A 26,356-nucleotide genomic window follows, 5' to 3' on the forward strand; every position below is an offset into this window, starting at 1 on the left:
CCTCCGTGGTTTACCGGAGGGGTGTCAGCGTGGCGGTTTCACCAGCGCATCAGACCAGGTAGCGATCGCCGGGGCGCAGTACTCGGAGCCAACAGCAGCCGTATCCTTCGACGCGGTGGCGGAAGGTGCCGTCGGTTCCGACCTCGGTGACAGCCCCGCTGAGAAGGTCCGCGACCCGGAGGCCGGCAGCCGCTCCTGCCACAGCGATCGTCACCTCCGCAGGTTCGTCGGCGAAGTTGTGCAGGGCGATCACCGTGCCGCCCTCGCAGTCCGAACGGTGGGCGAAAACCGAGGGGGCCTCGGTGGCAAGGATCGTGCAGGTACCCCAGGACAGCTCCGGGCTCTCCCGGTAGCGCTGGACCAGGAGCTTGATCCAGCTGAACAATGAATCGGGATCCCGTCGTTGGTCTGCGACGTTCACGTACTCCGGGGACAGTTCGCCTTCCACCATAGGCCGGAACAGGTTGTCCGGATCGGCGGCAGAGAAGCCACCGTTGACGCCGCTGGTCCACTGCATCGGAGTCCGTACCGCGTTGCGCCCGTCCACACTGAGGTTTTCGCCCATGCCGATCTCCTCGCCGTAGAACAGCACCGGCGTACCAGGCAGGCTGAAGAGCAGGCTGTAGACCATCTTGATCCGGGCCGGGTCGTTGCCGAGCATCGGAGGCAGCCGCCGGCGCAGGCCACGGCCGTACAGCTGCATGTCCTGGTCCGGTCCGAAGGCGTCGAAGACCTCCTGCTTCTCCTGCTCGGTCAGCTTGTCGAGGGTCAACTCGTCGTGGTTCCGGACGAAGGTGCCCCATTGCGCCTCTTCCGGCGGAACGGGTCGTTCGTTCAGGGCCTTGACCAGTTCGGCGGGATCGGACCGGGCCAGCGACAGGTACAGCTTCTGCATCCCGATGAAGTCGAAGCACATCGTCAGTTCGTCGCCGTCCTCGTCGCCGAAGAACTTCCGGGTGTCCTGGTAAGGCAGGTTCACCTCGCCGAGGAGGAGGGCATGTCCGTTGCGCCGGTTGAGGAATGCCCGCAGGTCGCGGAGGTAGTCGTGCGGGTCCGGCAGCGCACCGGCGTCCTGCGCGCCTTTGGTGTCCAGCAGGAACGGGACGGCGTCGACCCGGAACCCGGACAGCCCGAGCTGCAGCCAGAACCCGATGATCCGGATGATCTCCTCGCGGACCTGCGGGTTGGCGATGTCGAGGTCGGGTTGCTGCTTGTAGAACTGGTGCAGGTAGTACTGGCCGGCCTGCTCGTCGTACTGCCACAGGCTGGTCTCCTGGTCCGGAAACACGATGCCCTCGGCGGCATCCGCGGGCGGTTCGTCGCGCCAGACGTACCAGTCCCGGTACGGCGATTCCCGCGACGCCCGGGCGCTCTGGAACCAGGGATGCTGATCGGAGGTGTGGTTCACCACCAGGTCGGCGATCACCCGGATCCCGCGATCCTGGGCCAGCGTGATCAGCTCGACCAGGTGCCCGTGCGTGCCCAGCCGGGAGTCGACGCCGTAGAAGTCGGTGATGTCGTACCCGTCGTCGCGGTCCGGCGTCGGATAGAACGGCATCAGCCACAGACAGGTGACACCCAGTTCGGCGAGGTGGTCGATCCGCTGCGACAGCCCGCGGATGTCGCCGCGGCCGTCCCCGTCGGTGTCGAAGAAGGTCTCGATGTCCAGGCAGTAGACGACAGCGTTCTTCCACCAGACATCGGCGGTCTCGGTCAGCCTCACGGTTGGCTCACTTCCAGTTGGGGGAGGACTTTCTCGCCGAACACGTCGATGAACTCCGACTGCTCGCGCCCGACGTGGTGCAGATAGATCGCGTCGAAGCCCAGCTCGGCGTACGAGTTGAGCCACTCGGCGTGCTGGGCCGGATCGGACGACACCCGGACCGCCTGGTGGATGCCATCCGGTGGCACGTGCTCCGCGGCCTGGTCGAACGCCTCGGCCGTGTCGGTGTCCCAGCAGAACGGTGGGGCGAAGACGTTGGTCCGCCATTGGTCATGGGCTAGTTCGAGCGCCCGCTGCTCGTCGGCGGCGTGACTCAGATGCACCTGCAGGCAGACCTTGCCGCGTCCGCCGTTGTCCTTGTACGCCGAGATCATCCGGCGCAACTGGTCTTCCCCGGCCCGCGATGGTGATCATCCCGTCGGCCCAGCCCGCGCACCACTTCGCCGTACTGGTGGACACGGCCGCGGCAAGGAGCGCCGGCGGCTCGGCGGGTGGGACCTGCTCGTGGGAGGCATGAAAGCCGTAGACGGTCATGCCTCCACGTGCCCCGACCGGCGCCGTCGTACACGGTCAGATCGCGATGATGGCCGTGTCAGCTACACCGAGCACGGCCGCTGGGTCGCCGCCGACGGGTACGAGCACCTGGTCGAGCTCGAGGAGCGGTTCATCGAGGAGTTCGGGCGAGCGGAGTACGACATCGCCCGGGAAGTCATCGAGCGGGTCGTGGGACTGCTGGATCAGCTGGCCTCGGAACAAGAAGACCGCGACGCGGGCTGAGGGTCAGCGGAGGTCTTCGGACAGGGACTTCGCGGCCTGGGTGAGCAAGGGGACCGCGCGTTCGACCAGGTCCTCGGTCATCCGGCCGGCCGGGCCCGAGATCGAGATGGCCAACCGGGACGGCGCGTCCGGCACCGGTACGGCGACGCAGCGGACGCCGAGCTCCTGCTCGCCCTCGTCGATGGCGTAGCCCTGCTCCTCGGTGGCGTGCACCTGGGACATGAACGCGTCCGGGTCGGTGATGGTGTTGTCGGTGTGCTTCGGCATACCGGTGCGCTGCAGCAGGTCGCGGACGTCGTTCTCCGCGAGCTGGGAGAAGATCGCCTTGCCGACCGCGGTGCAGTGCGGGAGCACCCGGCGGCCGACCTCGGTGAACATCCGCATCGAGTGCCGGGACGGGACCTGGGCGAGGTAAACGATCTGGTCGCCGTCGAGCATCGCCATGTTGGCCGATTCGCCGAGCTCGTCGACCAGCCGGGCCAGATGCGGGCGGGCCCAGACGCTCAGCATCCGCGACGAACTCTCGCCGAGGCGGACCAGCTTGGGTCCGAGGACGTACTGCCGCGAGGGCTCCTGGCGCAGGTAGCCGAGGTCGACCAGCGTGCGGACCAGGCGGTGGATCGTCGGCAGTGGGAGGCCGGAGGCGGTGGCCAGCTGGGACAGGCCCATCATTCCGCCGGCGTCGGCCATCATCTCCAAGAGGCCGAAGGCGCGCTCGATGGACTGCACGCTGCCGGACCGGCCCTTGCTGCTGGTCTCTGCCGTGCTGCTGGTCTCCGCCGTCACGGTGATCCCACTCTCCTCGAAGCTTCCGGATGACGGAAGTTTACCGCCAGATGGTGGAAGCAGGGCGCTCTTGCAACTTCCGTAGTACAGATACTAATATCCGCATTACGAAATCTCGAGGATTGAGGTGCGGTCAAGTGGAAGATGCACTCCTTGCTGAGCTGGATCGGCGGCTGGCGGATGCCGACGCGGAGCTGGCCGCGACGTACCCGGGCGAGCGTGGGGTCCGGCAACCCGTCCATACCGTCTACGTGCCCGCCGACCGGTTCGACGCCGGGACGGTCGGCGAGTGGGGACAGGGTGCGCGGGACGCATTGGTCCGCCATGCCTCGTCGCGGGCGGAGTTGGCCGAGGCGCTGGAGTTGCCGACGAATCTGTCGGCTGAGGTCTACGGGCGCGTTCTCGCCAAGTTGGAGCGCGAGCCGATCGAGGATCTGCGGATCGACTTCGAGGACGGCTACGGCACCAGGCCTGACGAGCAGGAGGACGCGGCAGCCCTCAGCGCGGCCCGTGCGGTGGCCGAGTTGGTCAAGACCGCCGAAGTCCCGCCGTACTACGGACTTCGGATCAAGTCTTTGGAGGCGCCGAGCCGTCGTCGTGGGGTGCGGACGCTTGACCTCTTCGTCGGTGAGCTGGCGGCAGCTGGTGCGTTGACGGACGGGTTCGTCATCACGCTTGCCAAGGTGACGTCGGTGGAGCAGATCGAGGCGATGGTGATCGTGCTCGCGGCGATCGAGGAGGCCCACGGGGTGCCCTCGGGGTCGCTGAAGTTCGAGATCCAGGTCGAGACGCCGCAGGCGATCCTCGCGCCGGACGGCACCACGCCGTTGGGGCGCATGATCCGGGCCGGCGCGGGACGGGTGACCGGTCTGCACTACGGCACCTATGACTACTCGGCCTCGCTCGGCGTCGCAGCCGCGTACCAGAGTATGGAGCACCCGGTCGCCGACCACGCCAAAGACGTTATGCAGTTGGCCGCGGCGGGCACGGGGGTGTTCGTCTGCGACGGCTCGACGAATGTTCTGCCGGTCGGCGATCGCGAGGTTGTGCACGCTGCCTGGCGACTTCACCTGCGGCTGGTACGACGTTCGCTCGCGCGCGGCATCTACCAGGGCTGGGACATGCACCCCGCCCAGCTCCCGAGCCGCTACGTCGCCACCTACTTGTTCTACCGCGAAGGCCTCGAGTCGGCCGCCGCGCGGCTTCGCGCCTACCTCGGCGGCGGCGACTCCGGCTACCTCGACGAGCCCGCCACAGCAGCAGCCCTCGCGAGCTACATCCTCCGCGGCCTCGAATGCGGCGCCACCGAGCTATCGGAAATCAACACCCTCATCGGCATAGGCACCCCCCAACTAGCAAAACTGGCCCGCCGCCCCCTCCGTCCATAAGACCACCCCGCCTCAGTCCCGTGGGGGCCAAGTCGTGCGGAGCGTGATTGGGCAGGCTGGCTGGCGCGAAGGGCGAGGGCCTGAGTAGCCCCCTGTGGCCTGCGGTACGGCTGTCTTTGTGCACCGGCTGAGCGTTCTGGGCGGAATACATGCTCAGGTCGTGCACAGAGGGCGGAACGCCGGTGTCGGTCGCCGGCCCTTGTGCACCAGGTGAGCGTCTTCCGGCGGCGGAATGCTCAGCCGGTGCACAAAGACGCCGTACTGGGGAACTGGGGAACGGGGGACGCCGGCGGTGGGGGGTCCGCTCCGCGGTCTGGTGCTTTGGCCGGCTTTGTGGTGCTAGGCGCGGGTGAGCTTTGCCAGGAGGCGGCGTTGGGTGGTTGCTACCTGGCTGGCGAGGGTGGCTTCGTCGACGGTGATCACCGTGTCGTGTTCGACCACCGGGCGGCCGTTGACGAGGAGCAGTTCCAGTGGGGGTGGTGAGCCTAGGACTAGGGCGGCTACTGGGTCGGCGATGCCTGCATGGGGGAGGGTGTCGAGTCGCCAGACGGCGAGGTCGGCGAGTTTGCCTACCTCCAGGGAGCCGATCTCGTTCTCGCGGCCGAGGATGCGGGCGCCGTCGAGGGTTGCCATCTCCAGTGCAGCCCGTACGCCGAGCGCCTGCGGGCCGCCTCGGGCCCGAGCGAAGAGCAGTGCGTGCCTTACTTCTTCGAGCAGACTGCCCGCTTCGTTGCTGGCGGCACCATCCACGCCGAGGCCGACCGGGCAGCCGGCCGCCCGGAGGTCCGCGACCCGCGCGATCCCGGCCCCGAGACGCGCGTTGGAACTCGGGCAGTGCGCGACCCCGGTGCCGGTCTGGCCCAGCCGCTTGATCTCCGCGTCGTCGAAGTGGATGCCGTGCGCGAACCACACATCCGGCCCGGTCCAGCCGAGCTCCGCGGCGTACTCGGACGGCGTACAGCCGAACTTCTCGTCGCACCAGTCGGCCTCGTCGGTGGTCTCGGCCAGGTGAGTGTGCAGCCGGACGCCCTTGCGGCGGGCGAGTTCCGCCGACTCGCGCATGAGTTCGCTGGTGACGCTGAACGGCGAGCAGGGTGCGACCACCATCCGCAGCATCGAGTCCGGTGCGGGATCGTGCCACCGGTCGATCGCCGCCTCGGTCGCGGCCAGGATCTCGTCGCGGTCCTGGACCACGGAGTCGGGTGGCAGTCCACCGTCCTTCTCGCTCAGGTCCATCGAACCGCGCGCCGGGTGAAACCGAAGTCCCACCTCGGCAGCGGCAGAGATCTCGGCCGCCAGCAGGTCGCCGCCGGGGAAGACGTAGTGATGATCGGCGGCCGTCGTGCAGCCCGTCCGCGCGAGCTGGGCCAGCGCGCCCTGGGCGGCCGTGTGCACGGACTCCTCGTCGATGCCGGCCCAGACCGGGTAGAGCGCGGTCAGCCAGCCGAACAAGGTGGCATCGACGGCCAGCCCCCGGGTCACCCATTGGTAGAGATGCTGATGGGTGTTGACGAAGCCGGGGGTGACGAGGCATCCCCGGCCATCGATCACCCGCGCTCCCTCGTGCCTCGGTGCGGGCCCGGGGCCGACGGCAACTATGCGGTTGCCGTCGGCAATGACGTGTCCTGAGGTGAGCTCACGGCGTTCCTGATCGAGCGTGACGATCGTGGCTCCGTCGATGATGATCAACAGAACCCCGGTACTGCGTGCCAGGCCGACCCTGCATCCGTGGCGTCGTCGCGCACGACGGTCGCCTCGATCAGCCCGTACGGACGATCGGCGGCGATGAACACCTCGCCCGGGTTCTCCACGTCGAAGGGGCTCAGGTCGACCAGGAAGTGATGCTTGTTGGGGGCCGAGAACTTGATCTCCGCGACCTCCGGGTGGCGCTCGAGCACTGCCTCGCCCATCCCGTACAGCGTCTGCTGGAGCGCGAGGCTGTGGATCCGCGCGAACTGTTCGAGCAGCAGGCCCTTGATCTCGTCGTACGACTTGTCCCAGTCGACGTCGGTGTGGTCGTAGCGCCAGCGGGCGACCAGCGAGGTCGCGAGGATGCGGTCGTCGGTCTCTGGCAGGGTCGTGTATTTGTCCTTGAGGAAGCCGTGGAACTCCGAGCCGGTGGACTTGAGCACGGTCAGGTCGCGGATGCCCGACACGACGTGCGCCCTGCGATCGTCGCCGCGGCCCTCGACGTTGACGACCGTCGTCCGGATGCCGCTGCCGCCGCGGACGAAGGAGTGGTCGTGGCCGGCGCCGTCGACGGAGATCCGCTCCCACTCGTACTCCTCGATCTCCACCCGCGCGCCGTCGGCGGCCGAAGAGGCTTCGAGGAAGTGGTCGCCCAGCGTGAGTGCGAACTCTTCGATCGCGCCGACGCCCTTCTCCTTGGCGAAGGCGAAGGCGGTGTTCTTCTGGCTGTCGGTCGGCAGTACGTCGGACTGGTCGCCGGTCGTGTGCGCGTTCTCGAACCGGCCACGCAGTGCGGAGGAGACGTTCAGGTCGCGGATCTGGTGCCGGGGGGTGTCGCGGTAGATGCGGACGACCCGGCTCTCGGCCTTGCCGTACTGGTTGGCTCCCAGGTGGATCGCCATCGGTCAGCTCCCTCGATAGGTAGAAAACGCAAACGGGCTGAGCAGCAACGGCACGTGATAATGCCGCTCGTCGGTAATCGTGAAAGTCACACTGATCTCAGGAAAAAACAGCTCTTGCCCGGTAGCCGCCCCGTACTCCGCGACATCAAACCGAAGCTGATAGTTGCCAGGCTCCAACTGACCGCACGCGAAATCGGTAACGCGGCCATCAGCATCCGTAGTACCGCTCCCGACCAGCGCTGCTGAGGTCAGCTGGTGGAGGTGGACGGGGATGCCTGGGGCGGGGTGGCCGAGCGCGGTGTCCAGGACGTGGGTGGAGATGGTGCTCATGCGGGGATCTCCTTGCCTAGGGCAATGAGTTTGGTCAGGCGTAGTACGGCTATTTTGCGGAGTTCGTCTTGTACTACGTATGCCTCGGTGCGGGGGTCGTTCGTCAGGCGATGGTGGAGGGCGGTGAGCATTTCGGAGGCGGTGAGGCCGGTGGCGCAGATGAGGAAGACCTGGTTGAAACGTTGTTCGTAGGCCTGGTTGCCGGCTGTTAGTGCTGCTCGTACTGACGGGTCGTCGCCTACTCCTGATTGTTCGTTGCGGGACCAAGTTGCTTCGGTGGTGTTGCCGTTGGCTCGGTCGCCGATTCGGGGGTGGGCTGCTAGGGCCTGAGTGACCTCGGTGGCGTCAAGGTCTCGTGCCGCCTGGTCGGCGACCGCGGTGAGGGAGGGGAGGTCGTCGTACGGGCGGGCGGTGAGGATGCGGTTGACCCAGCGCGGTACGTCGCAGCAGGCGGCGAGCAGGGGGCGCAGCTCGTCGGCTGGTATGGAGTTGAAGTTCTGCAGGTCCACCGATCACACCTTTCCGGAGGAGTCGTTCAGCAGTTGGCCGTCGATCCAGACGGCGCGGATGTCGGCCGGGGTGCCGAGGGTGAAGACCCGGGCGAGGGTGTCCTCGGCATCGGAGGCGTGCTCGATCCCGACCGCCAGTGGCGAACCGTCCAGCGGGCGCAGCAGCTGAGCGTCGAACCGTTTGCCAACACTCAGATCGCCCACGTCGGCGCCCAGCCCGAGCGCCTTGGCGCCGGCGGCCGTCGCGAGGTGCAGCAGATGCGCGGAGCTGAGCGGATGCCCGTGATCGCCGAGCAACTGCTGACAGAAGTACGCCTGCAGTCCTTCCTTAAGCAGTGAGAACCCAGTGCCCGCACCAACATCCGAACCGAGCGCGACATGTACGCCGTGGTCGAGATGCCGTCCCAGCGGGAACAGTCCACTGCCCAGCACCGCATTGCTCGTCGGGCAGTGAGCCACCGTCGCACCGCTCTCGGCGAGCAGCTTCAGCTCGACATCGGTCGGGTGCACGTTGTGCGCGAACACGCTGCGATGGTCGACCAGCCCGTGCCGCTCATAGGTGCTCACGTAGTCGCTGCCGCCGAACAGTTCGGCGACCGCAGCGATCTCGGCCTCGTTCTCGTTGAGATGCGAGGTGAACAACGCGCCCGGAATCTCCTCCAGTACGCGCTGGCACGAAGCGAGCAGCTCGTCCGTGCAGGACAGCGAGAAGCGCGGCGTCACGGCGTACCGGTTGCGTCCTACTCCGTGCCAGCGAGACGCCAACGCGAGCGATTCGTCGTACGCGCGCTCCGGCGTCGTCAGCAGATCCTCGCGGATGATCCGGTCGCTCACGACCAGCCCACTAGTGATCCGCAGGCCGACCCGCGAGGCCGCGGTGAAGAGCGTGTCGACCGCCTCGGCGTAGTGCGCCCCGAAGACCAGCGCACTCGTCGTACCGGCTGCCGCGAGGCCACGCACGAATTCGTCGGCGACGCTCGAGGCATAGGCCGCGTCGGCCATCCGCGCTTCTTCGGGCAGCGCGTACTTGTCGAGCCATTCGAGCAGCGGCATCCCCATCCCGCCGACCGCCCGGATCTGCGGGAAGTGGACGTGCGTGTCCACGAACCCGGGCAGCACCAGCCCACCGGTCAGATCGACGATGTGCTCGGCCGGATGCGCGCCGCGAATCTCCTCGAAGGGGCCCCGGGCAACGATCAGGCCGTCCTTGACCACGAGTGCGACGTCGGTACCGACCCGCAGCTTGCCGCCGGTGAACGGGTTGTCGGGGGTATCGAGAAAGGTGCCTCTGAACAGCGTCATGCTTTTGCCTCACGATGAACCGGCGCGGAGTTGCGCTCGGCAACGAACAGTTGGAGCAGCCAGGCGGCCACGCTGACAGCGATGACGGCCGGCTCCTTGCCTGGCAGGTCGGACAGCCCGATGGGCGTGACGATGGTGTCGATCGCCTCGGCCGGATGACCGTCGTCGGCGAGCTTCCGGCGGAACCTGGTCCATTTCGCGCTGGACCCGATCAGCCCGATCGAGGCCAGCTGCCCATTGCGCAGAGTGGCGTCGCAGAGAGCTGCATCCTCCGCGTGGTCATGGGTCATCACCAGCGCGTGAGTGCCCGGCGGCAGTTCGGCGATCACCAGCTCCGGCAGCACCGGAACGTGATGCACGTGAACTCCGGCGACGGCGTCGTCGAGCACGGACAACCGCGAAGGCGCGAGCTGGTCCGGCCGAGAGTCGACCAGGTGCAACTCGACGTCGTGCCGAGCCAGGATCCGGGCCAGCTCAAGCCCGACATGCCCGACCCCGAAGATCGCCACGGACGGGACGACCGGAAGAGGTTCGAGCAACAGCCGCACCTCGCCGCCGCAACACTGAACCCCGTGCTGGTACGGCGCCTTGTCCGACAACGCGAAGTCGAGCGTCTCCGGCGACGTGGCCCGATCCGCGAGCAGCGCACGAGCACGCTCGATCGCGACCGACTCCAGATTGCCGCCGCCGACAGTGGCCCAGACCTCGTCCTCGGCCACGACCATCTTCGCCCCGGCCTCGCGAGGAGCATGGCCGCGAACCGACATCACCGTCACCAGTACGCCGGGCCGCCGTTGCTCGCGCAGCCGCTGAACTGCCTTCATCCACTCCATCTCGGTCGTCACCCCCTGCTCAATCCGGCGGGTTCGAGCGAGCGAGCCCGGTCCAGCGCCCAGTAGACGGCTTCGGGGGTCGCAGGCGAAGCGAGATCGACGCTCGTCCCGGCCGGCCCGAACGCCGCCGCGGCCTGACGCAACGCCTCTCGGACCGAGAAGGCCAGCATCAACGGCGGCTCGCCGACGGCCTTCGAGCCATAGACGGCACCGTCTTCATGAGCCTTCTCCAGCAGCCGGACGTTGAAGACCTCCGGCATCTCCGAGAAGCTCGGCAGTTTGTAAGTGCTAGCAGCCTGCGTAGCCAGCCGGCCCCGGTTCGGACCCTCGCTCTCGTCCCACCGCAGATCTTCCAGCGTCAGCCAGCCGGCGCCCTGGACGAAGCCGCCTTCGATCTGACCGATGTCGATCAGCGGACTGAGGCTGTCGCCGACGTCGTGGACGATGTCGACCTGGCGCAGCGTGTACGCGCCGGTGAACCCGTCCACCTCGACCTCGGCCGCCGCCACGCCGTACGCGAAGTACTTGAACGGCTCGCCCCGCATCGCGTTGGCATCCCAGTGCAGTCCCTCGGTGCGATAGAACCCGGCCGCCCACAGCTGAACCCGCTGGAGATAGGCCGCCTTGACGACCTCTTCCCAGCTCAGCGTCCCGCCGTCGAAGACGATCCCTCGCACAGTGCCATCCACGAACCGGACGTCAGCAGGGTTGATGCCGAGCTTGCCGCTGGCAACTTGTTCGAGCCGCTCACGGATCTGCTCGCAGGCGTTCTTGATCGCCGCACCGTTGAGATCGGCACCGGAGCTGGCCGCGGTGGCCGAGGTGTTGGGCACCTTGTCGGTCCGCGTCGGCGCCAGCCGGACGTGGGCGAGCGGTACACCGAGGCTCGTGGCCGCCACCTGCAGCATCTTGGTGTGCAGGCCCTGTCCCATCTCGGTGCCGCCGTGGTTGATCAGCACCGAGCCGTCCTTGTAGACGTGGACGAGCGCACCGGCCTGGTTGAACGCGGTCAGGTTGAACGAGATGCCGAACTTCACCGGCGTCATCGCGACCGCCCGCTTGGTGTTCGGGTGGGTCGCGTTGAACAGCTCGATGTCGACCTGCCGCTGCGAGATCTCGCCGGCTTCGAGCACCTCGCTCCAGCACGCCTCCAACCGCTCGGCGTGACGGACAGGCATCCCGTACGGCGTACTGTGCTGCGGCTCGTAGAAATTGCGGCGCCGCAGCTCCATCGCGTCGTACCCGAGCAATGGCGCGCAGCGGCCGAGCAGGTCCTCCACGACGAGCATCCCCTGCGGTCCGCCGAAGCCGCGGAAGGCCGTCTGCGAGGTCTTGTTCGTCTTGGCGATCCGGCCGTCGACCCGGACGTTCGGGATCCAGTACCCGTTGTCGATGTGGCACATCGCGCGGGCCAGCACCGGCTCGGACAGGTCGAGGCTCCAGCCACCATCGGCGGTGAGCGTCGCGTCGAGCGCCACCAGATGTCCCTCGTCGTCGAAGCCGACCCGCCACTCGCTGTGGAAGCCATGGCGCTTGCCCGTCATCGTGACGTCCTGGGTGCGATTGAGCCGCAGCCGAACCGGCCGGCCGGTCAACGTCGCGCCCAGCGCCGCGATGGCGGCGAAGCCGTGCGGCTGCATCTCCTTGCCGCCGAAACCGCCGCCCATCCGCAGGCACTGGACGGTCACGGCATGGCTCGCCACGCCGAGGACGTGGGCGATGATCTCCTGGGTTTCCGACGGGTGCTGGGTGCTGCTCTGGACGAAGATCTGGCCGCTCTCGTCGACCATCGCCAGCGCGGAGTTGGTCTCCAGGTAGAAGTGCTCCTGCCCGGCGAACTCGAACTCCCCGGAGAAGACATGCGGCGCAGCGGCAAGTGCCGCCTCGACGTCACCGCTCTCCAGGTGCCGCCCGATGCCCTGGAAGTTGCCTGCGGCAATCGCTTCGCGAACGGTCACCAGCGACGGCAACTGCTCGTACTCGACCTCCACTGCCGCGGCTCCGAGCCGAGCCGCCTCCCAGGTCTCGGCGAGCACCCAGCAGATGGCATGACCGTGGAACATCGCCTCAGCCGGGAAGAGCGGCTCATCGTGCTTCACCCCGGCGTCGTTGACCCCAGGAACGTCTTCGGCGGTCAACACACGAACAACACCCGGTACGTCGTACGCGGGCTTCACCCTCAGCGACAGGATCCGCGCATGCGCGTACGGCGACTGAACCGGGAACGCATGCAGGACGTCGCGAGTCCGTACGACGAGGTCGTCGGTGTAGAGAGCCTTGCCGGTGACGTGCAGCGCGGCGCTCTCGTGCGGCAGCGGCAGGCCGACGACGGCTTGCTGTGGTCGTTGCGATAGTGAGCTCATCAGCTCACACCTCCAACTGGGCATAGAAGCGGAGCAGCGACTGACCGAGCATTGCCGACCGGTACGACGCACTCGCGCGGTGGTCGTCCATCGGCGTGCCCTCGGCGGCCATCACCGCGGCTGCTTCGCGGACGGTCTGCTCGGTCCACGGCCGACCCGTCAGCGCATCCTCGGTCGCCCGAGCGCGTAGTGGCGTGGCAGCCACTCCGCCGAGACCGATCCGGGCTTGGGTGACGACACCGTCCGCGACCTCGATCGCATAGCCGACCGCGACGCTCGAGATGTCGTCGAAGCGGCGCTTGGCGATCTTGTGGAAGGCGGTCATCGGTGCCAACGGCAACGGAACGAGGACGGCCCGGATCAACTCGTCCGGAGTCTTCAAGGTCTGCCTGTACCCCGTGAAGTACTCCGCGAGCGGCACCACCCGATCACCGCGGCGGGACGTCAGCACGAGGGAGGCGTCGAGGGCCAGCAACGCGGGCGGCGTATCACCGATCGGCGAACCGGTGCCGAGATTGCCGCCGATCGTGGCGCCGTTGCGGATCAGCCGCGACGCGAACTGCGGGAACATCTGCGCCAGCAGCGGCACCCTGCCGTCGAGCAGCCGCTCGATCTCGCTCAGCGTCAGCGCGGCCCCGATCCGGATCTCACTGGACCCGACCTCGAACTCACGCAACTCCGGCAGCCGATCGACGGCGACGACCAGGGCAGCCCGGACGCCGCGGAGATTCACCTCCACCCCGGCATCGGTCGACCCGGCCACGATCCGGGCGTCGGGCCGATCGGCCAGCACACCCAGCACGTCGTCGAGACTCGCCGGCCGGAGGAATTCCGCCCCGTCGACCGCCAGTCGCGTGGCCGCCGGTGGGGGAGGAGGGGACAACCTACGAGCCGCGAACGCGTCGTTGTCTTCCGGTACGCCGAGCGCGTACGCCGCGTCGCGGATCGGCCGGTAGCCGGTGCACCGGCACAGGTTTCCGCTGAGCGAGTGCAGGTCGAAGCCGTTCGGGCCGTGCTCGTGGTCGTCGGTGCCGTGGGCGGCCGCAGTACGAGCCGGGCGGTAGTACTCGGCCGCCATACTGCAGACGAAGCCTGGCGTGCAGTAGCCGCACTGCGATCCACCGCGGACGGCCATCTCCTGCTGCACCGGGTGTAGCTCGGTGTCCTTCCCCAGACCCTCCGAGGTGACGATCTCCTGGCCGTCCAGGGCTGCGGCCGGCAGCAGGCAGGCGTTCACCGCCGTCCACTCGGTCGGACTGTCGATCCCGGGCCGGGCGACGAGGACCGAGCACGCACCGCACTCACCCTCGGCGCAGCCCTCCTTCGCGCCGGTCAGGCCGCGGTCGCGGAGCCAGTCCAGCAAGCTGGTGTGAACGGGTACGCCGTCGAGGCGGGCGTCCTGGCCGTTGACCTTGATCGCCGCGGCGCGGAGGGTCTGGGGAGTACTCATCGGCTGCTGCTCCAGCGGGTACGTGCACTGTGGATGGGATTGGCGTCCTGCAGGAAGTCGTCGAAGCGGTAGCCGGCGATCTTCGCGATCTCGAGCAGCGCGGCGGCCTGTTCCTGGTTCTCACAGTTGCCGAGCCGGATCCGGCCCTGCTCGACGATCCGGTCGAAGGACTCCGCGTCCCGGACCGAGATGACGAGCGGGAAGCCGAAGCGTTCGCGGTACGCCGCGGTGATGGCGGCCAGCTCGTCGCGATCCGGCTCGGGGAGATAGGTCAGGCCGCGGGCGGACTGGTCCCGCAGCGACGCTTCGCCGCTGAGGCCGTCGGCGACGAACTGCGATCCGAGCTGCGGGTAGGACTCGATCAGGTCGCGCTGCTCCTGCGGCGATCCGGAGAAGAGCGCCTCCTGGAACGACCGGCGCAGCGCGTGGGTGTCAGCGAACGGCCGCATCGTCCAGGCCCGCTCGACCATCCAGGTGGGCCCCTGGAAGAGGCCGGAGAAGGTGGTGACGAACCCTTCGCGGGTCATCTTGTTCACCTGGTCCAGCCGGACGATGGTGTCACCCGGTACGCCGGCGACCGCGGGGCCGAAGTCCTTGCCCACGTGGTGGAAGAGCAGGTTGAGGCCGATCGCGGTCAGGCTGCCGAGGGTGATGCCGCTGCCGAAGATGATCTCGGCCCAGCCCGGCACCGCCTGGGAGATCTGCGGCTGCGCCGTGACGTACATGGCCAGGCCGACGCTGGTCGCGACGATGACCACGTTGCGGTGGTCGTGGAAGTCCACCTTGGCCAGCGTCTGGAAGCCGACCACCGCGACGGTGGCGAACATCGCCAGGGCGGCGCCACCCAGTACCGGGTGCGGGACGCCGGCGACGATCGCGCCCGCCTTGGGCACCAGGCCGAGCAGGATCATGATCCCGCCGGCCGTCGCGACCACCCAGCGGCTCTTGACCCGGGTCAGCCGGACCAGCCCGACGTTCTCGGCGAAACAGGTGTAGGGGAAGGAGTTGAAGACACCGCCGATGGTGGTGGCCAGGCCGTCGGCGCGCAGGGCGCGAGCGATGTCCTCGCGGCCGATCCGCTTCTCGACGATCTCGCCGGTGGCGAAGACGTCACCGGTGGTCTCGACCGCGGTGATCAGCATGACCACGATCATCGAGATGATCGCGGCGATCGAGAACTTCGGCCAGCCGAAGTTGAACGGTGTGGTCACCCCGACCCAGTCCGCACCGGTGACCGCGCCGAAGTGGGCGTCACCGAAGGCCCACGCGACCGCCGTACCGGCGACCAGTCCGACCAGTACAGCGATCGTGGCGAGGAAGCCCTTGAAGACGCGCTGGATCAGCACGATCAGCGCCAGGGTGCCGAGGGCGTAAGCCAGGTTCTTTCCGCTGGTCGGGTCCGAGGTCGGGCCCGCTCCGCCGGTCGCGTCCCCAGCCGCCACCGGCAGCAGCGCCAGCCCGATGATCGTGATGACCGAGCCGGTGACGACCGGCGGGAAGAAGCGGATCAGCTTGCTGAAGAAGGGCGCGATCAGGAAGGTGGCGAGGCCGGCTACGAGGACGGCGCCGTAGATCACCAGCAAGCCGCTGGTCCCGCCACCGGCGGCGAGGCCGATCGCGATCATCGGCGACACCGCGGTGAAGGTGACGCCCTGCAGCAGCGGCAGCCGGACCCCGACCTTCCAGAAGCCGACGGACTGGATGATGGAGGCGATGCCGCAGGTGAACAGATCTGCGTTGATCAGGTGCACGAGCTGCTCGGTGGTCAGCCCGATCGAGTTCGCCAGCAGGATCGGTACGATCACCGCGCCGGCATAGAAAGCCAGCACGTGCTGGGTGCCGTAGACGGCCAGCCGTCCCGGCGACAGCACCTGATCGACCGGATGACGTGTGCTGTTCGGTCTCGGGTTCGCCTTCATCGGGCACCTTCCAAGGGGTCGCGGGCGGTTCTGGCCTGCACGACAGCTTGGGCTCAGGTGCTAGTCGATTGCACCCGATAAACCTCCGAACTTGCCCCGTTCCGGCCCCGCCGGATTTGGAGGATCCTCCAAATCCGGGCGATTACAGCGACTTGAGTGCGAGGAACACGTCGACCCGGTCCTCGAATTGCGACAGATCGCGACCGGTCAGTTGCTCAATGCGTTCGATCCGGTAGCGAACGGTGTTCACATGCAGGTGCAACGCCTCGGCTGTCCGGGACCAAGAACCGGACCAGGCGAGGAATTCGTCCAGCGTGGCGATCAGGTCGGCGTGGGTTCGCCGATCGTGGTCGAGCACCGGCCCGAGCACCCGGTGCGCATACGTCCGCCGTACGTCGTCAGGCACCGTGGCGAGCAGGAGGACATGCGAGGCGACCTCGTCAGACGTCACGACTGAGATCCGGGTCCGGCCGGCCAGTGCCGCCCGCTGGGCGAACCGCGCCTCCTCCAGCGCGCCGGTCAGCGCGTCGACGGTGGTCGCACCGCTGATGCCGACCGTGAGTCTCCCCTTGCCCAGGCCGGGAGAGAGCCGGCCGAACGCGCGGCGGAGCAGATTCGGGAGCTCGGGAGAGGACGGCAGCAAGGCGACCGGCAGGCCGTCCCGGCCCGCTGCCACCACTGCTGGTCCGACCGTGAGCGCGACGTCCTCGAACACCGTCAGCGCGATCTCGGCCGGCCCGTCGTCGCGCAGCTCGCCCACCGCGATCGCCAGCGGGCGGTAGGAGTGCACGCCGGCCTGCCGGAGCCGGGTGGCGACCTCGGCGGGCGGACCACCGGACTCGATCAGCGCGAGCGCGTCAGCGACCAAGGGCCGTAGTGCCAGCCGGCCTTCGTCGCGGCGTACGCGATCGAGTGCCGCGATGGCGGCCAGCTCCTGCACCGCCTCGACATGGGCACGCGACCACTGGGTGTGGTCGCCCTCGACGACCAGCAGCCAGGCGGTCAGCCGGTTGCCGAGACCCGACCCGATCGGGAACAGGCTGTAGGCCGTACCGCCCGCGTCGGCGACGGCAGGCGTGCGATCGGCGGTCAGGAACCGCCGGGTGACCGCGTCGAGAGTGTCGTCGTCGAGCGGGCCGGGACCCGGTACGACGTGCCGTCCGGTGGAGGTGATCACCCGGGCGTCGTGCCCGATCTCGGTGGAGATCCGGGCGGTCAGCTCGTCGAGGCTGCGGCCGGAAGCGATCGCCGAGAGCAGCTGGCGCTGCCGGACCAGACTCGCCGACAACCGAGCGCCGGTGTCGGCCGAGCCGGCGGCGGCGACGTACTCGGTGACGTCTGCGAAGGCGACCTCGGTCGGCACCTCGACCAGGGTGACCTGGTGGCGACGGCAGGCCTCGAGCAGGTCTTCCGGGATCATCCCGAGCAACGCCGCGCCCGCGAGGATCGTGGTGGCGCCGCGGTCCGCCACGGAGGCGACGAAGGTCTCGCTGTCCGCGGGGCTGCGGCGCCAGACCAGACCGGTCAGAACCAGCTCGCCGCCGTTGAGGTAGTTGCCGGGCTCGAGCAGGTCGGTGGTGATGATCCGGCCGATCGGCCGGTCGTACGCACCGCTGGCCGCATGCAGCAGTCGAAGCCGCAGGTCCGGTACGTCGAACAGCTCCGAGAGCAGCATCTGTGCCTCCTCCGACCGGTGCGATGACCGCATGGGGTCCTTGGAGGAACGTACAACGCAGGCCCGCGCGCGCGAAAAGCGTGCTTGTCAGAGGAGGGTCCGTGCGGGCATCGAACGGGCCTGATCGGGCGCTTGCTGCCTGGTGCTTGACGGGCTCGGTGCGGCCATTCTATGGTCATTTCGCATAGCAGAAGCAAGTTTCCACAATGCGGAATTATGAGAGAAGGATTCATGAGCCACCCGCTGCCCTACGCGGTGAACTGCTCGATCCTGTTCACCGAGCTGCCGCTGCTGGAGCGCCCGGCGGCCGCTCGGCAGGCCGGTTTCGAGGCCGTCGAGTTCTGGTGGCCGTTCGCCGGGGCGGTGCCGGCCGATCACGACGCCGACGCCTTCGTGACCGCGATCCGCGACGCCGGCGTCCAGCTGATCGGCCTGAACTTCTTCGCCGGTGACATGCCCGCCGGCGACCGCGGCCTGGTCTCCTGGCCCAAGCGAGCAGCCGAGTTCCGGGACAACATCGACGCTACCGTCGGCATCGGAGAGCGGCTCGACTGTCGGGCCTTCAACGCCCTCTACGGCAACCGCGAAGACGGCCACCCGGCGGCGGAGCAGGACGAACTCGCCGTCGAGAACCTCAGGCTGGCTGCCAAGGCCGCGGAGCGGATCGGCGCCACCGTCCTGGTTGAGCCGGTGAGCGGTGCGGAGCGCTACCCGCTGCGGACCGCGGCCGACGTACTGGCCGTCGTCGATCGGGTGGAGGCGGCGAACGTCGGCCTGCTCGCCGATCTCTATCACCTCGCGGTCAACGGCGACGACGTCGATCAGGTGATCGCGCAGCACTCCGACCGGATCGCTCACGTTCAGATCGCCGACGCGCCCGGCCGCAACGAGCCCGGCACCGGCACGCTCCCGCTCGAAACCCAGCTGGTCGCGCTCGCGGCCAACGGCTACGACGGCTGGGTCAGCTTGGAGTACAAGCCGGCCACCACCACTGACGACAGCTTCTGCTGGCTGCCGCGCGAACGCCGCGGTCTGACCGGCACCCCTAAGGAGATCCAGTCATGACGAACATCGCCTTCATCGGTCTCGGCATCATGGGCAGCCCGATGGCAGTCCACCTCGCCAACGCCGGTCACGACGTCACCGGTGTCAACCTCGACCCCGAGCGGGCCAAGCCGCTGATCGAGGCCGGTGGCCGCGCTGCCGCGTCCATCGCCGACGCGGTCAAGGACGCCGACGTGGTCTGCGTGATGGTGCCCGACTCCCCGGACGTCGAGCTGGTCCTCGCGGGTGAGGGCGGGGTGTTCGAGAACGCGCGAACCCATGCGCTGATCATCGACTTCTCCAGCATCCGGCCCGACATCACCATCGAGCTGGCCCGGCAGGCCCGCGAGCGCGGCTTCCGGTTGCTCGATGCGCCGGTCTCCGGCGGCGAGGCAGGCGCGAAGAATGCCGCGCTGTCGATCATGGTCGGCGGCGAGGCCGGCGACTTCCAGGTGGCCAAGCCGCTGTTCGACGCGGTCGGCAAGACCATCGTCCACGTCGGAGCGAGCGGGGCCGGGCAGACGGTGAAGGCAGCGAACCAGCTGATCGTCGCCGCCAACATCCAGGCGCTGTCCGAGGCGGTGGTCTTCCTGGAGGCGTACGGCGTCGACACCTTGGCCGCCCTCGAGGTGCTGGGCGGTGGACTGGCCGGGTCCGCGGTGCTGAACCAGAAGAAGGAGAACATGCTGTCGCGCTCCTTCGAGCCGGGCTTCCGGATCGACCTGCACCACAAGGACATGGGTATCGTCACCGCGGCCGCCCGCGAGCGAGGCGTCGTCGTACCGCTCGGTTCGCTGGTGGCTCAGCTGGTTGCCTCGGCCCGCGTGAACGGCGACGGTGGCCTCGACCACTCCGCCCTGCTGCGTGGCGTCGAGCGGCTGTCCGGAAAGGCGTCGAACTGATGGCCAGGATGCGCGCGGTCGACGCCGCGGTTCTGATCCTGGAGAAGGAAGGCTCGACCCAGACCTTCGGTCTGCCGGGTGCGGCCATCAACCCCTTCTACAGCGCGATGAAGAAGCACGGCGGGATCAAGCACGTACTGGCCCGGCACGTCGAAGGCGCCTCGCACATGGCCGAGGGCTACACGCGGGCCAAGGCGGGCAACATCGGTATCTGCATCGGTACGTCGGGGCCTGCCGGTACCGACATGATCACCGGCCTGTACTCCGCCTCGGCCGACTCGATTCCGATCCTGTGCATCACCGGCCAGGCGCCGGTGGCCAAGCTGCACAAGGAAGACTTCCAGGCGGTCGACATCGCCTCGATCGCCAAGGCGGTCGCGAAGTGGGCCGTCACCGTGATGGAGCCGGCGCAGGTGCCGGGGACGTTCCAGAAGGCCTTCCACCTGATGCGCGAGGGCCGGCCGGGTCCGGTACTGGTCGACCTGCCGATCGACGTCCAGTTGGCCGAGATCGATTTCGACATCGAGACTTATGAGCCGTTGCCGGTGACCCGGCCGGCCGCGACCCGGGCTCAGGCGGAGAAGGCGCTCACGCTGCTCAACGACGCCGAGCGGCCGCTGATCGTTGCGGGTGGCGGGGTGGTCAACGCTGATGCGGCCGACCTGCTGGTCGAGTTCGCGGAGCTGGTCGGCGTGCCCGTCGTGCCGACGCTGATGGGCTGGGGAACGATCCCGGACGACCATCCGCTGACGGCCGGCATGGTGGGTCTGCAGACCTCGCACCGCTACGGCAACGCCACCTTGCTGGCGTCCGACGTCGTGCTGGGCATCGGCAATCGGTGGGCCAACCGCCATACCGGGTCGGTCGCGACGTACACCGAAGGCCGGAAGTTCGTGCACGTCGACATCGAGCCGACCCAGATCGGCCGGGTGTTCGCCGCGGACTACAGCATCGTCTCGGACGCTCGTGCCGCGCTGGAGGCCTTCATCGAGGTGGCCAAGGACTGGGCGGCGGAGGGCAAGCTGGCCGATCGGTCCGCCTGGGTGGAGGAATGCAGGCAACGCCGTACGGCGCTGCAGCGCAAGACGCACTTCGACAACGTGCCGATCAAGCCGCAGCGCGTGTACGAGGAGATGAACCGGGCCTTCGGACCCGAGACGCGTTACGTCTCCACGATCGGGCTGTCGCAGATCCAGGCCGCGCAGATGCTCCACGTCTATCGGCCGCGGCACTGGATCAACGCCGGCCAGGCCGGGCCGTTGGGATGGACCATCCCCGCGACCCTGGGTGTCGCCGTCGCCGACCCGGACAGCACGGTCGTGGCGCTGTCGGGTGACTACGACTTCCAGTTCCTGATCGAGGAGCTGGCGGTCGGGGCGCAGTTCAACATCCCCTACATCCATGTCGTCGTGAACAACTCGTACCTGGGGCTGATCCGGCAGGCGCAGCGCGGACTCGACATGGACTACTGCGTTCAGCTGTCGTTCGACAACATCAACAGTCCTGAACTCAACGGCTACGGCGTCGACCACGTCAAGGTCGCCGAGGGCCTCGGCTGCAAGGCTCTGCGGGTGTCCGACCCGGCCGAGATCCTGCCCGCCCTGGAACAGGCCAAGAAGCTCCTGGTCGAATACCAGGTGCCGATCGTCGTCGAGATCATCCTGGAGCGCGTGACCAACGTTGCCATGGGCACCGAGATCGACAACGTCACCGAGTTCGAGGAGCTCGCCGAGCACCCGGAAGACGCCCCCACCGCGATCGCACTGCTGACCTGATGGCAGCGCTCTCGCCTGGAGCGCCGGGCCCCGGCCTTCCCCCGCCCCAAGTCGCGCCACGGGCGCGTGCCTCCTCTCCTTCGTCGCCCCGAGCGAAGCGAGGGGCGGGGTGCCGGGTTGTTGTTGCCTCGGACAAGTTCAAGGGCACGTTGAGCAGCGATGAGGTGGCTGCCGCGGTGGGTGACGGCGTACGGCTGGTTTGTCCGGACGCTGTTGTTGACGCGGTGGCGGTGGCCGACGGTGGCGAGGGAACCCTCGCCGCCGCGGTCGCCGCGGGGTTCGAGCTGGTACGGCGAACTGCCACGGGGCCAACCGGTCATCTGGTGCAAAGCGGGTTCGCCCGCCGTGGTGATACCGCTGTCGTCGAGTTGGCCGATGTGTCGGGTCTGAGCCGGCTGCCTGCGGGGGAGCCGGCTCCGATGACGGCGACCTCCCGTGGGACCGGTGAGTTGATCGCTGCCGCTATCGACAGTGGTTGCACGCGGGTGATCCTCGGTATCGGCGGCAGCGCCTGCACCGACGGGGGAGCGGGGCTGGTTCGCGCGTTGGGTGCTCGGCTACTCGACGGCAGCGGCTGGGACCTCGCCGAAGGTGGTGCCGCTCTAGCTAGGGCGGTGTCGCTCGACCTGACCGCACTGCGTGAGCGGCTGGCCGGAGTACAGATCGTCGTTGCCTGCGATGTCGACAACCCGCTGACTGGGCGATCCGGTGCAGCAGCGACCTACGCTCCACAGAAGGGCGCTTCCCCGGCGCAGGTCCAGGAACTGGACACCGCCCTGACCCACTGGGCGGACCTTGTGGCCCGCGCTGTCAAGCGGACCACCCGCAATGCCCCCGCTCCCATGGCGGGCCGCGATGCTCGCGACTCTCGCGGTCACGCGCCGCCTCGCGAGACCCGCGGTCACGCGCAGGCTCGCGATCTGCGTGACGCTCACGGAGCGGGCGCGGCCGGGGGAGTTGGGTTTGCGGCGATGGCCCTGCTGGGGGCGGAGTTGCGGCCCGGGATTGAGCTGGTGCTTGAGCTGGTCGGGTTTCATGAGCAGCTCAAAGGCGCTGACCTGGTGATCACTGGTGAAGGGGCGCTTGACGAGCAGACATTGCATGGGAAGGCGGTCGCGGGGGTGGCGGCAGCGGCCCGGAAGAGCGGAATCCCCGTGGTCGCGGTCTGCGGGACCAACCGGCTCGACTCCGGCAGGCTGCGGCAGGCGGGGATCGCCGCGGCGTACGCGCTGACTGACCTCGAACCCGACGTACGAAAGTGCATCGCCGATCCCGCTCCTTTGTTGCGGCAGCTCGGCGAACGGATCGCGGCCGATCGGCTTCCAGCGTTCGACCCACCACAGAGACCTACGATGACTGCAACTGAGAGGGGCGTCGTATGACCGCGCTGGACCTCGTCATCCGGGCCCGCCGGATCGTCGGTACCGCGGGCGAGCTGCCCGGCACCGTCGGCGTCAAGGACGGCCGGATCGTCGCCGTCGAGCCCTACGACTCCGATCTCGAGGGCGCCGACCAGCTCGTGCTGGCCGACGACGAGGTGATGATGCCCGGCCTCGTCGACTCCCACGTCCACGTCAACGACCCAGGACGCACCGACTGGGAGGGCTTCACCACCGCCACCCGGGCAGCCGCGGCCGGTGGCGTCACCACGATCATCGACATGCCGCTCAACAGCATCCCGCCGACCTGCGACGTACCGGCGCTGGAGCTGAAGCAGAAGGTCGCCCAGAGCCAGGCATCCGTCGACGTCGGCTTCTGGGGCGGCGCGATCCCCGGCAACGTCGCGGAGTTGCGCCCGTTGCACGAAGCGGGCGTCTTCGGCTTCAAATGCTTCTTGCTGCACTCCGGCGTCGACGAGTTTCCGCCGCTGAACCCGGCCGAGCTGGAGCTCGCGATGCGCGAGATCAGCTCGTTCGACGGATTGCTGATCGTGCACGCCGAAGACGCCCACCGAATCGACCACGCGCCGGCACCGAACGGCGCGAGCTACGGGGATTTCCTGCGGTCACGGCCGCGAGAGGCGGAGAACGCCGCCGTCGCCGACGTCATCGGTCTAGCGGCCCTGACCGGCTGCCGGGCGCACATCCTGCACGTGTCCAGCGCCGACCTGCTGCCGATGCTGGCCGCGGCTCGCCTCGACGGTGTCCGGATCACCGCGGAGACCTGCCCGCACTACCTCACCTTCAGTGCCGAGGAGATCCCCGCCGGCGCCACGCAGTACAAGTGCTGTCCGCCCATCCGCGAAGCGGCGAACCGCGAGCTGCTCTGGGAAGGCTTGCGCGACGGCCTGATCGACCTGGTGGTCTCCGATCATTCGCCGTCGACGGTCGATCTCAAGTGCCTGGACACCGGCGACTTCGGCGCGGCCTGGGGCGGCATCGCCTCGCTCCAACTCGGCCTGCCCGCGGTCTGGACGCAGGCGCGCCGACGAGGCTTCACCCTGACCGACGTCGCCGGCTGGATGTGCCAGGCGCCGGCACGACAGGTCGGCCTGCGACACAAGGGCCGCATCGAGATCGGGTACGACGCCGACTTCAGCGTCTTCGCGCCCGACGAGACGTTCGTGGTGGACGTCCATGCCCTTCACCACAAGAACGCGCTCACGCCGTACGACGGAATGCCGCTGACCGGTGTGGTTCGCCGCACCTGGCTCCGGGGCGCATCCATCGCGGCCACCCCACAAGGACACCTGCTGAACCGAGGAGGACAAGGATGACCTACTACTACTCTCCGGCCGGCGGACTCCCGCCGCAGACCGAGCTGACCACCGATCGCGCCGTCTTCACCGAGGCATACGCCGTACTGCCGCGTGGCACCATGCGCGACATCGTCACCAGCCAGCTGCCGTTCTGGGAGAACACCCGGCTCTGGGTGCTCGCCCGGCCGCTGTCCGGCTTCGCCGAGACCTTCTCGCAGTACATCGTCGAGGTCGCTCCGGGCGGTGGCAGCGACAAGCCCGAGACCGACCCCGGCGCCGAGGCCGTCCTGTTCGTTGTCGAAGGCAACTTGTCCCTGACGGTCGCGGGTGAGAAGCACGAGCTCGAGCCGGGTGGGTACGCGTTCCTGCCACCGGCGGCCGATTGGACGGTGCGCAACACGAGCGACCGGAAGGTGGTGTTCCACTTCTTCCGCAAAGCCTATGAGCGGGTGGAGGGGATCGACCTGCCGGAGGCGTTCGTCACCAACGAGATCGACGTCGAGGGCCACGCGATGCCGGACACGGAGGGGCGCTGGAAGACCCAGCGGTTCGCGGATCCGCTCGACGTCCGCCACGACATGCACGTCAACATCGTCACCTTCGAGCCCGGCGGTGTGATCCCGTTTCCGGAGACGCACGTGATGGAACACGGCCTCTACGTGCTCGAAGGCAAGGCCGTCTACCTGCTCAACAAGGACTGGGTGGAGGTGCAGGAGGGCGACTTCATGTGGCTGCGATCCTTCTGCCCACAGGCCTGCTACGCCGGCGGTCCGGGCCGGTTCCGCTACCTGCTGTACAAGGACGTCAACCGTCACCCGAAGCTTCCGCGGCAGCTCCTGTGACCGCGGCTGACTGAACACCCTTGTGACTGTCCCATCTCTGCGTCGTTAGGCTGTTCGGCGTAAGACCGGACGGTGAAGGGAACCTCGTGACTGCCAATGAAGAGCTGACGGCTCAGCGCGATCGTGCGCGCAAGGACTACGAAGCGCTGGTCGCTCGTGGGCTGAAGCTGGATCTCACCCGAGGGAAACCGTCGCCGGATCAGCTCGATCTCGCGCTCGGACTGCTGGAGCTGCAGGGTCCGCCGACCGCCGCGGACGGCACCGACCTGCGCAACTACGGCGGTCTCAACGGCCTTCCGGAGCTGCGGGCGATCTTCAGCGAGGCGCTTCAGGTGCCGGCCGGCCAGTTGCTGGCCGCCGGTAACTCCAGTCTCGAGCTGATGCACGACGCGGTGGTGTTCGCGATGCTCAGCAAGGTGCCGGGTGCCGACCGCCGGTGGGCGGACGAGCCCGAGATCGCGTTCCTCTGCCCGGTGCCCGGGTACGACCGGCACTACGGCATCTGCGAGCGCTACGGGATCACGATGATCCCGGTGGCGATGACCCCCGACGGACCGGACATGGACGCGGTCGAAGGCCTCGTCGCCGAAAATCCTGCGGTCAAAGGCATCTGGTGCGTGCCGAAGTACAGCAACCCGGACGGTGTCGTGTACTCCGACGAGACGGTTCGCCGGCTCGCCGCGATGGAGACCGCGGCGCCGGACTTCCGGATCTTCTGGGACAACGCGTACGCCGTCCATCACCTGGCCGACGAGCCCGCCGAGATCGCCGACATCCTCGCCCTCGCTGCCGAGAACGGTCACGCCGACCGGGTCTTCGTCTTCGGCTCGACCTCGAAGATCACCTTCGCCGGTGCGGGCGTCGCCTTCTTCGGCTCCTCGCCGGCGAACGTCACCTGGTGGCTGAGCCACACCGTGAAGCGCAGCATCGGCCCGGACAAGATCAACCAGTTGCGGCACGTGCGATTCCTCAAGGACGCCGAGGGTCTCCGGGACCACATGGCTCAGCACGCCGCGGTGATCCGGCCGAAGTTCGACCTGGTCGACAAGATCCTCACCGCCGAGCTCGGCGACAGCGACCTGGCGTCCTGGACCAGCCCGGCCGGTGGCTACTTCATCACCCTGACGGTGCCGGAAGGCTGCGCCAAAGAGGTGGTCGCGAAGGCCAAGGCGGCCGGTATCGCCCTGACGCCCGCCGGCGCCACCCACCCGTACGGCGACGAGCCGGCGGACCGCACGATCCGGATCGCGCCGACCTATCCCGATCCGGCCGAACTCCAGACCGCGATCACCGGTCTGGCGACCTGCGTCCGGTTAGTTGCTACGAACAAGCGCTTGAACGCGTGACGCTGCGCTGACGGGGTGTGTTCGGAGTTTACGAACTCTGGACACGCCCCGTGCTGACACGGTCTACTCACCCTGATCGAGTGGAGGATCGTGACAGGAATCA

22 protein-coding genes are annotated in these 26,356 nt (G+C 68.2%); 9 read left to right on the plus strand and 13 right to left on the minus strand.

Annotation, left to right across the window (positions count from 1 at the left end):
• Positions 1-49: 49 nt before the first annotated feature.
• Positions 50-1,723, minus strand: a complete 1,674-nt coding sequence (locus F1D05_RS01385) for an alpha-amylase family protein (RefSeq protein ID WP_185445505.1) — start codon at positions 1,721-1,723, stop codon at positions 50-52.
• Positions 1,720-2,106 (minus strand): hypothetical protein, encoded by a 387-nt coding sequence (locus tag F1D05_RS01390; protein ID WP_246486356.1) that lies wholly within the window; start codon positions 2,104-2,106, stop codon positions 1,720-1,722. The genes F1D05_RS01385 and F1D05_RS01390 overlap by 4 nt, the downstream gene beginning before the upstream one ends.
• 130 nt (positions 2,107-2,236) lie before the next feature.
• Here F1D05_RS01390 and F1D05_RS01395 point away from each other — a divergent pair, with 130 nt between their 5' ends.
• On the plus strand, positions 2,237-2,500 hold the full coding sequence (locus tag F1D05_RS01395) for a hypothetical protein (protein ID WP_185445507.1): 264 nt from the start codon (positions 2,237-2,239) through the stop codon (positions 2,498-2,500).
• Between the two features lie 3 nt (positions 2,501-2,503).
• Here F1D05_RS01395 and F1D05_RS01400 read toward each other — a convergent pair whose 3' ends face one another.
• On the minus strand, positions 2,504-3,286 hold the full coding sequence (locus F1D05_RS01400) for an IclR family transcriptional regulator (RefSeq protein ID WP_185445509.1): 783 nt from the start codon (positions 3,284-3,286) through the stop codon (positions 2,504-2,506).
• Positions 3,287-3,423: 137 nt separating this feature from the next.
• Here F1D05_RS01400 and F1D05_RS01405 point away from each other — a divergent pair, with 137 nt between their 5' ends.
• Entirely contained in the window at positions 3,424-4,674 is a 1,251-nt protein-coding gene (locus tag F1D05_RS01405) for a DUF6986 family protein (protein WP_206686032.1), read from the plus strand.
• Positions 4,675-5,013: 339 nt separating this feature from the next.
• Here F1D05_RS01405 and F1D05_RS01410 read toward each other — a convergent pair whose 3' ends face one another.
• The 10 genes from F1D05_RS01410 to F1D05_RS01455 all read right to left on the minus strand — a co-directional run bounded on the left by F1D05_RS01410 (position 5,014) and on the right by F1D05_RS01455 (position 17,646).
• Entirely contained in the window at positions 5,014-6,363 is a 1,350-nt protein-coding gene (locus tag F1D05_RS01410) for an 8-oxoguanine deaminase (protein WP_185445511.1), read from the minus strand.
• Positions 6,360-7,265, minus strand: a complete 906-nt coding sequence (pucL, locus tag F1D05_RS01415; protein WP_185445513.1) for a factor-independent urate hydroxylase — start codon at positions 7,263-7,265, stop codon at positions 6,360-6,362. The genes F1D05_RS01410 and pucL overlap by 4 nt, the downstream gene beginning before the upstream one ends.
• A 3-nt stretch (positions 7,266-7,268) precedes the next feature.
• Positions 7,269-7,595 carry a hydroxyisourate hydrolase gene (uraH, locus tag F1D05_RS01420; protein ID WP_185445515.1) on the minus strand — a complete coding sequence of 109 codons (327 nt, stop codon included), beginning with the start codon at positions 7,593-7,595 and terminating at the stop codon, positions 7,269-7,271.
• Entirely contained in the window at positions 7,592-8,104 is a 513-nt protein-coding gene (gene uraD / locus F1D05_RS01425; RefSeq protein WP_185445516.1) for a 2-oxo-4-hydroxy-4-carboxy-5-ureidoimidazoline decarboxylase, read from the minus strand. The genes uraH and uraD (F1D05_RS01425) overlap by 4 nt, the downstream gene beginning before the upstream one ends.
• 3 nt (positions 8,105-8,107) lie before the next feature.
• On the minus strand, positions 8,108-9,406 hold the full coding sequence (gene guaD, locus F1D05_RS01430) for a guanine deaminase (protein WP_185445518.1): 1,299 nt from the start codon (positions 9,404-9,406) through the stop codon (positions 8,108-8,110).
• A complete protein-coding gene (gene xdhC, locus F1D05_RS01435) occupies positions 9,403-10,251 on the minus strand; it encodes a xanthine dehydrogenase accessory protein XdhC (RefSeq protein ID WP_246486357.1) in 849 nt (282 codons plus the stop codon). The genes guaD and xdhC overlap by 4 nt, the downstream gene beginning before the upstream one ends.
• Complete coding sequence (gene xdhB, locus F1D05_RS01440; RefSeq protein WP_185445520.1) at positions 10,248-12,602, minus strand: xanthine dehydrogenase molybdopterin binding subunit; 2,355 nt, start codon at positions 12,600-12,602, stop codon at positions 10,248-10,250. The genes xdhC and xdhB overlap by 4 nt, the downstream gene beginning before the upstream one ends.
• A gap of 4 nt (positions 12,603-12,606) precedes the next feature.
• Positions 12,607-14,052 carry a xanthine dehydrogenase small subunit gene (locus tag F1D05_RS01445; RefSeq protein ID WP_185445522.1) on the minus strand — a complete coding sequence of 482 codons (1,446 nt, stop codon included), beginning with the start codon at positions 14,050-14,052 and terminating at the stop codon, positions 12,607-12,609.
• Positions 14,049-15,971 carry a 2-oxo-4-hydroxy-4-carboxy-5-ureidoimidazoline decarboxylase gene (uraD, locus tag F1D05_RS01450; RefSeq protein WP_185445523.1) on the minus strand — a complete coding sequence of 641 codons (1,923 nt, stop codon included), beginning with the start codon at positions 15,969-15,971 and terminating at the stop codon, positions 14,049-14,051. Before uraD (F1D05_RS01450) ends, F1D05_RS01445 begins: the two co-directional genes overlap by 4 nt.
• A 142-nt stretch (positions 15,972-16,113) precedes the next feature.
• A complete protein-coding gene (locus F1D05_RS01455) occupies positions 16,114-17,646 on the minus strand; it encodes a PucR family transcriptional regulator (RefSeq protein ID WP_185445525.1) in 1,533 nt (510 codons plus the stop codon).
• A 216-nt stretch (positions 17,647-17,862) separates the two neighbouring features.
• Between F1D05_RS01455 and F1D05_RS01460 the strand changes: the two genes are divergently transcribed.
• From F1D05_RS01460 to F1D05_RS01490, 7 genes are all read left to right on the plus strand, one after another.
• A complete protein-coding gene (locus tag F1D05_RS01460; protein WP_246486358.1) occupies positions 17,863-18,711 on the plus strand; it encodes a hydroxypyruvate isomerase family protein in 849 nt (282 codons plus the stop codon).
• The gene (locus F1D05_RS01465; RefSeq protein WP_185445527.1) at positions 18,708-19,592 is read left to right on the plus strand and encodes a 2-hydroxy-3-oxopropionate reductase; all 885 of its coding nucleotides are present in this window, start codon (positions 18,708-18,710) and stop codon (positions 19,590-19,592) included. The genes F1D05_RS01460 and F1D05_RS01465 overlap by 4 nt, the downstream gene beginning before the upstream one ends.
• Positions 19,592-21,367: a glyoxylate carboligase gene (gene gcl, locus F1D05_RS01470; protein ID WP_185445529.1), complete on the plus strand. Its 1,776-nt coding sequence runs from the start codon at positions 19,592-19,594 to the stop codon at positions 21,365-21,367. Before F1D05_RS01465 ends, gcl begins: the two co-directional genes overlap by 1 nt.
• The gene (locus F1D05_RS01475) at positions 21,367-22,749 is read left to right on the plus strand and encodes a glycerate kinase (RefSeq protein WP_185445531.1); all 1,383 of its coding nucleotides are present in this window, start codon (positions 21,367-21,369) and stop codon (positions 22,747-22,749) included. The genes gcl and F1D05_RS01475 overlap by 1 nt, the downstream gene beginning before the upstream one ends.
• Positions 22,746-24,083, plus strand: coding sequence for an allantoinase AllB (allB, locus tag F1D05_RS01480; RefSeq protein WP_185445533.1), 1,338 nt, complete (start codon positions 22,746-22,748; stop codon positions 24,081-24,083). The genes F1D05_RS01475 and allB overlap by 4 nt, the downstream gene beginning before the upstream one ends.
• Positions 24,080-24,907 (plus strand): bifunctional allantoicase/(S)-ureidoglycine aminohydrolase, encoded by an 828-nt coding sequence (locus F1D05_RS01485; protein ID WP_185445535.1) that lies wholly within the window; start codon positions 24,080-24,082, stop codon positions 24,905-24,907. The genes allB and F1D05_RS01485 overlap by 4 nt, the downstream gene beginning before the upstream one ends.
• 86 nt (positions 24,908-24,993) lie before the next feature.
• Positions 24,994-26,253 (plus strand): aminotransferase class I/II-fold pyridoxal phosphate-dependent enzyme, encoded by a 1,260-nt coding sequence (locus F1D05_RS01490; protein ID WP_185445537.1) that lies wholly within the window; start codon positions 24,994-24,996, stop codon positions 26,251-26,253.
• Positions 26,254-26,356: the final 103 nt, after the last annotated feature.

The sequence above is a fragment of the Kribbella qitaiheensis genome, assembly GCF_014217565.1.
GTDB classification, from domain to species: domain Bacteria; phylum Actinomycetota; class Actinomycetes; order Propionibacteriales; family Kribbellaceae; genus Kribbella; species Kribbella qitaiheensis_A.

Bases quoted from the DNA above. Each gene is read 5' to 3' on its own strand.
- F1D05_RS01395 (WP_185445507.1), top strand. From the start codon at position 2,237: ATGAAAGCCGTAGACGGTCATGCCTCCACGTGCCCCGACCGGCGCCGT.
- pucL (WP_185445513.1), bottom strand. From the start codon at position 7,265: ATGGCGATCCACCTGGGAGCCAACCAGTACGGCAAGGCCGAGAGCCGG.
- uraH (WP_185445515.1), bottom strand. From the start codon at position 7,595: ATGAGCACCATCTCCACCCACGTCCTGGACACCGCGCTCGGCCACCCC.
- guaD (WP_185445518.1), bottom strand. From the start codon at position 9,406: ATGACGCTGTTCAGAGGCACCTTTCTCGATACCCCCGACAACCCGTTC.
- xdhB (WP_185445520.1), bottom strand. From the start codon at position 12,602: ATGAGCTCACTATCGCAACGACCACAGCAAGCCGTCGTCGGCCTGCCG.
- F1D05_RS01445 (WP_185445522.1), bottom strand. From the start codon at position 14,052: ATGAGTACTCCCCAGACCCTCCGCGCCGCGGCGATCAAGGTCAACGGC.
- uraD (WP_185445523.1), bottom strand. From the start codon at position 15,971: ATGAAGGCGAACCCGAGACCGAACAGCACACGTCATCCGGTCGATCAG.
- F1D05_RS01455 (WP_185445525.1), bottom strand. From the start codon at position 17,646: ATGCTGCTCTCGGAGCTGTTCGACGTACCGGACCTGCGGCTTCGACTG.
- F1D05_RS01460 (WP_246486358.1), top strand. From the start codon at position 17,863: ATGAGAGAAGGATTCATGAGCCACCCGCTGCCCTACGCGGTGAACTGC.
- F1D05_RS01465 (WP_185445527.1), top strand. From the start codon at position 18,708: ATGACGAACATCGCCTTCATCGGTCTCGGCATCATGGGCAGCCCGATG.
- gcl (WP_185445529.1), top strand. From the start codon at position 19,592: ATGGCCAGGATGCGCGCGGTCGACGCCGCGGTTCTGATCCTGGAGAAG.
- F1D05_RS01475 (WP_185445531.1), top strand. From the start codon at position 21,367: ATGGCAGCGCTCTCGCCTGGAGCGCCGGGCCCCGGCCTTCCCCCGCCC.
- allB (WP_185445533.1), top strand. From the start codon at position 22,746: ATGACCGCGCTGGACCTCGTCATCCGGGCCCGCCGGATCGTCGGTACC.
- F1D05_RS01485 (WP_185445535.1), top strand. From the start codon at position 24,080: ATGACCTACTACTACTCTCCGGCCGGCGGACTCCCGCCGCAGACCGAG.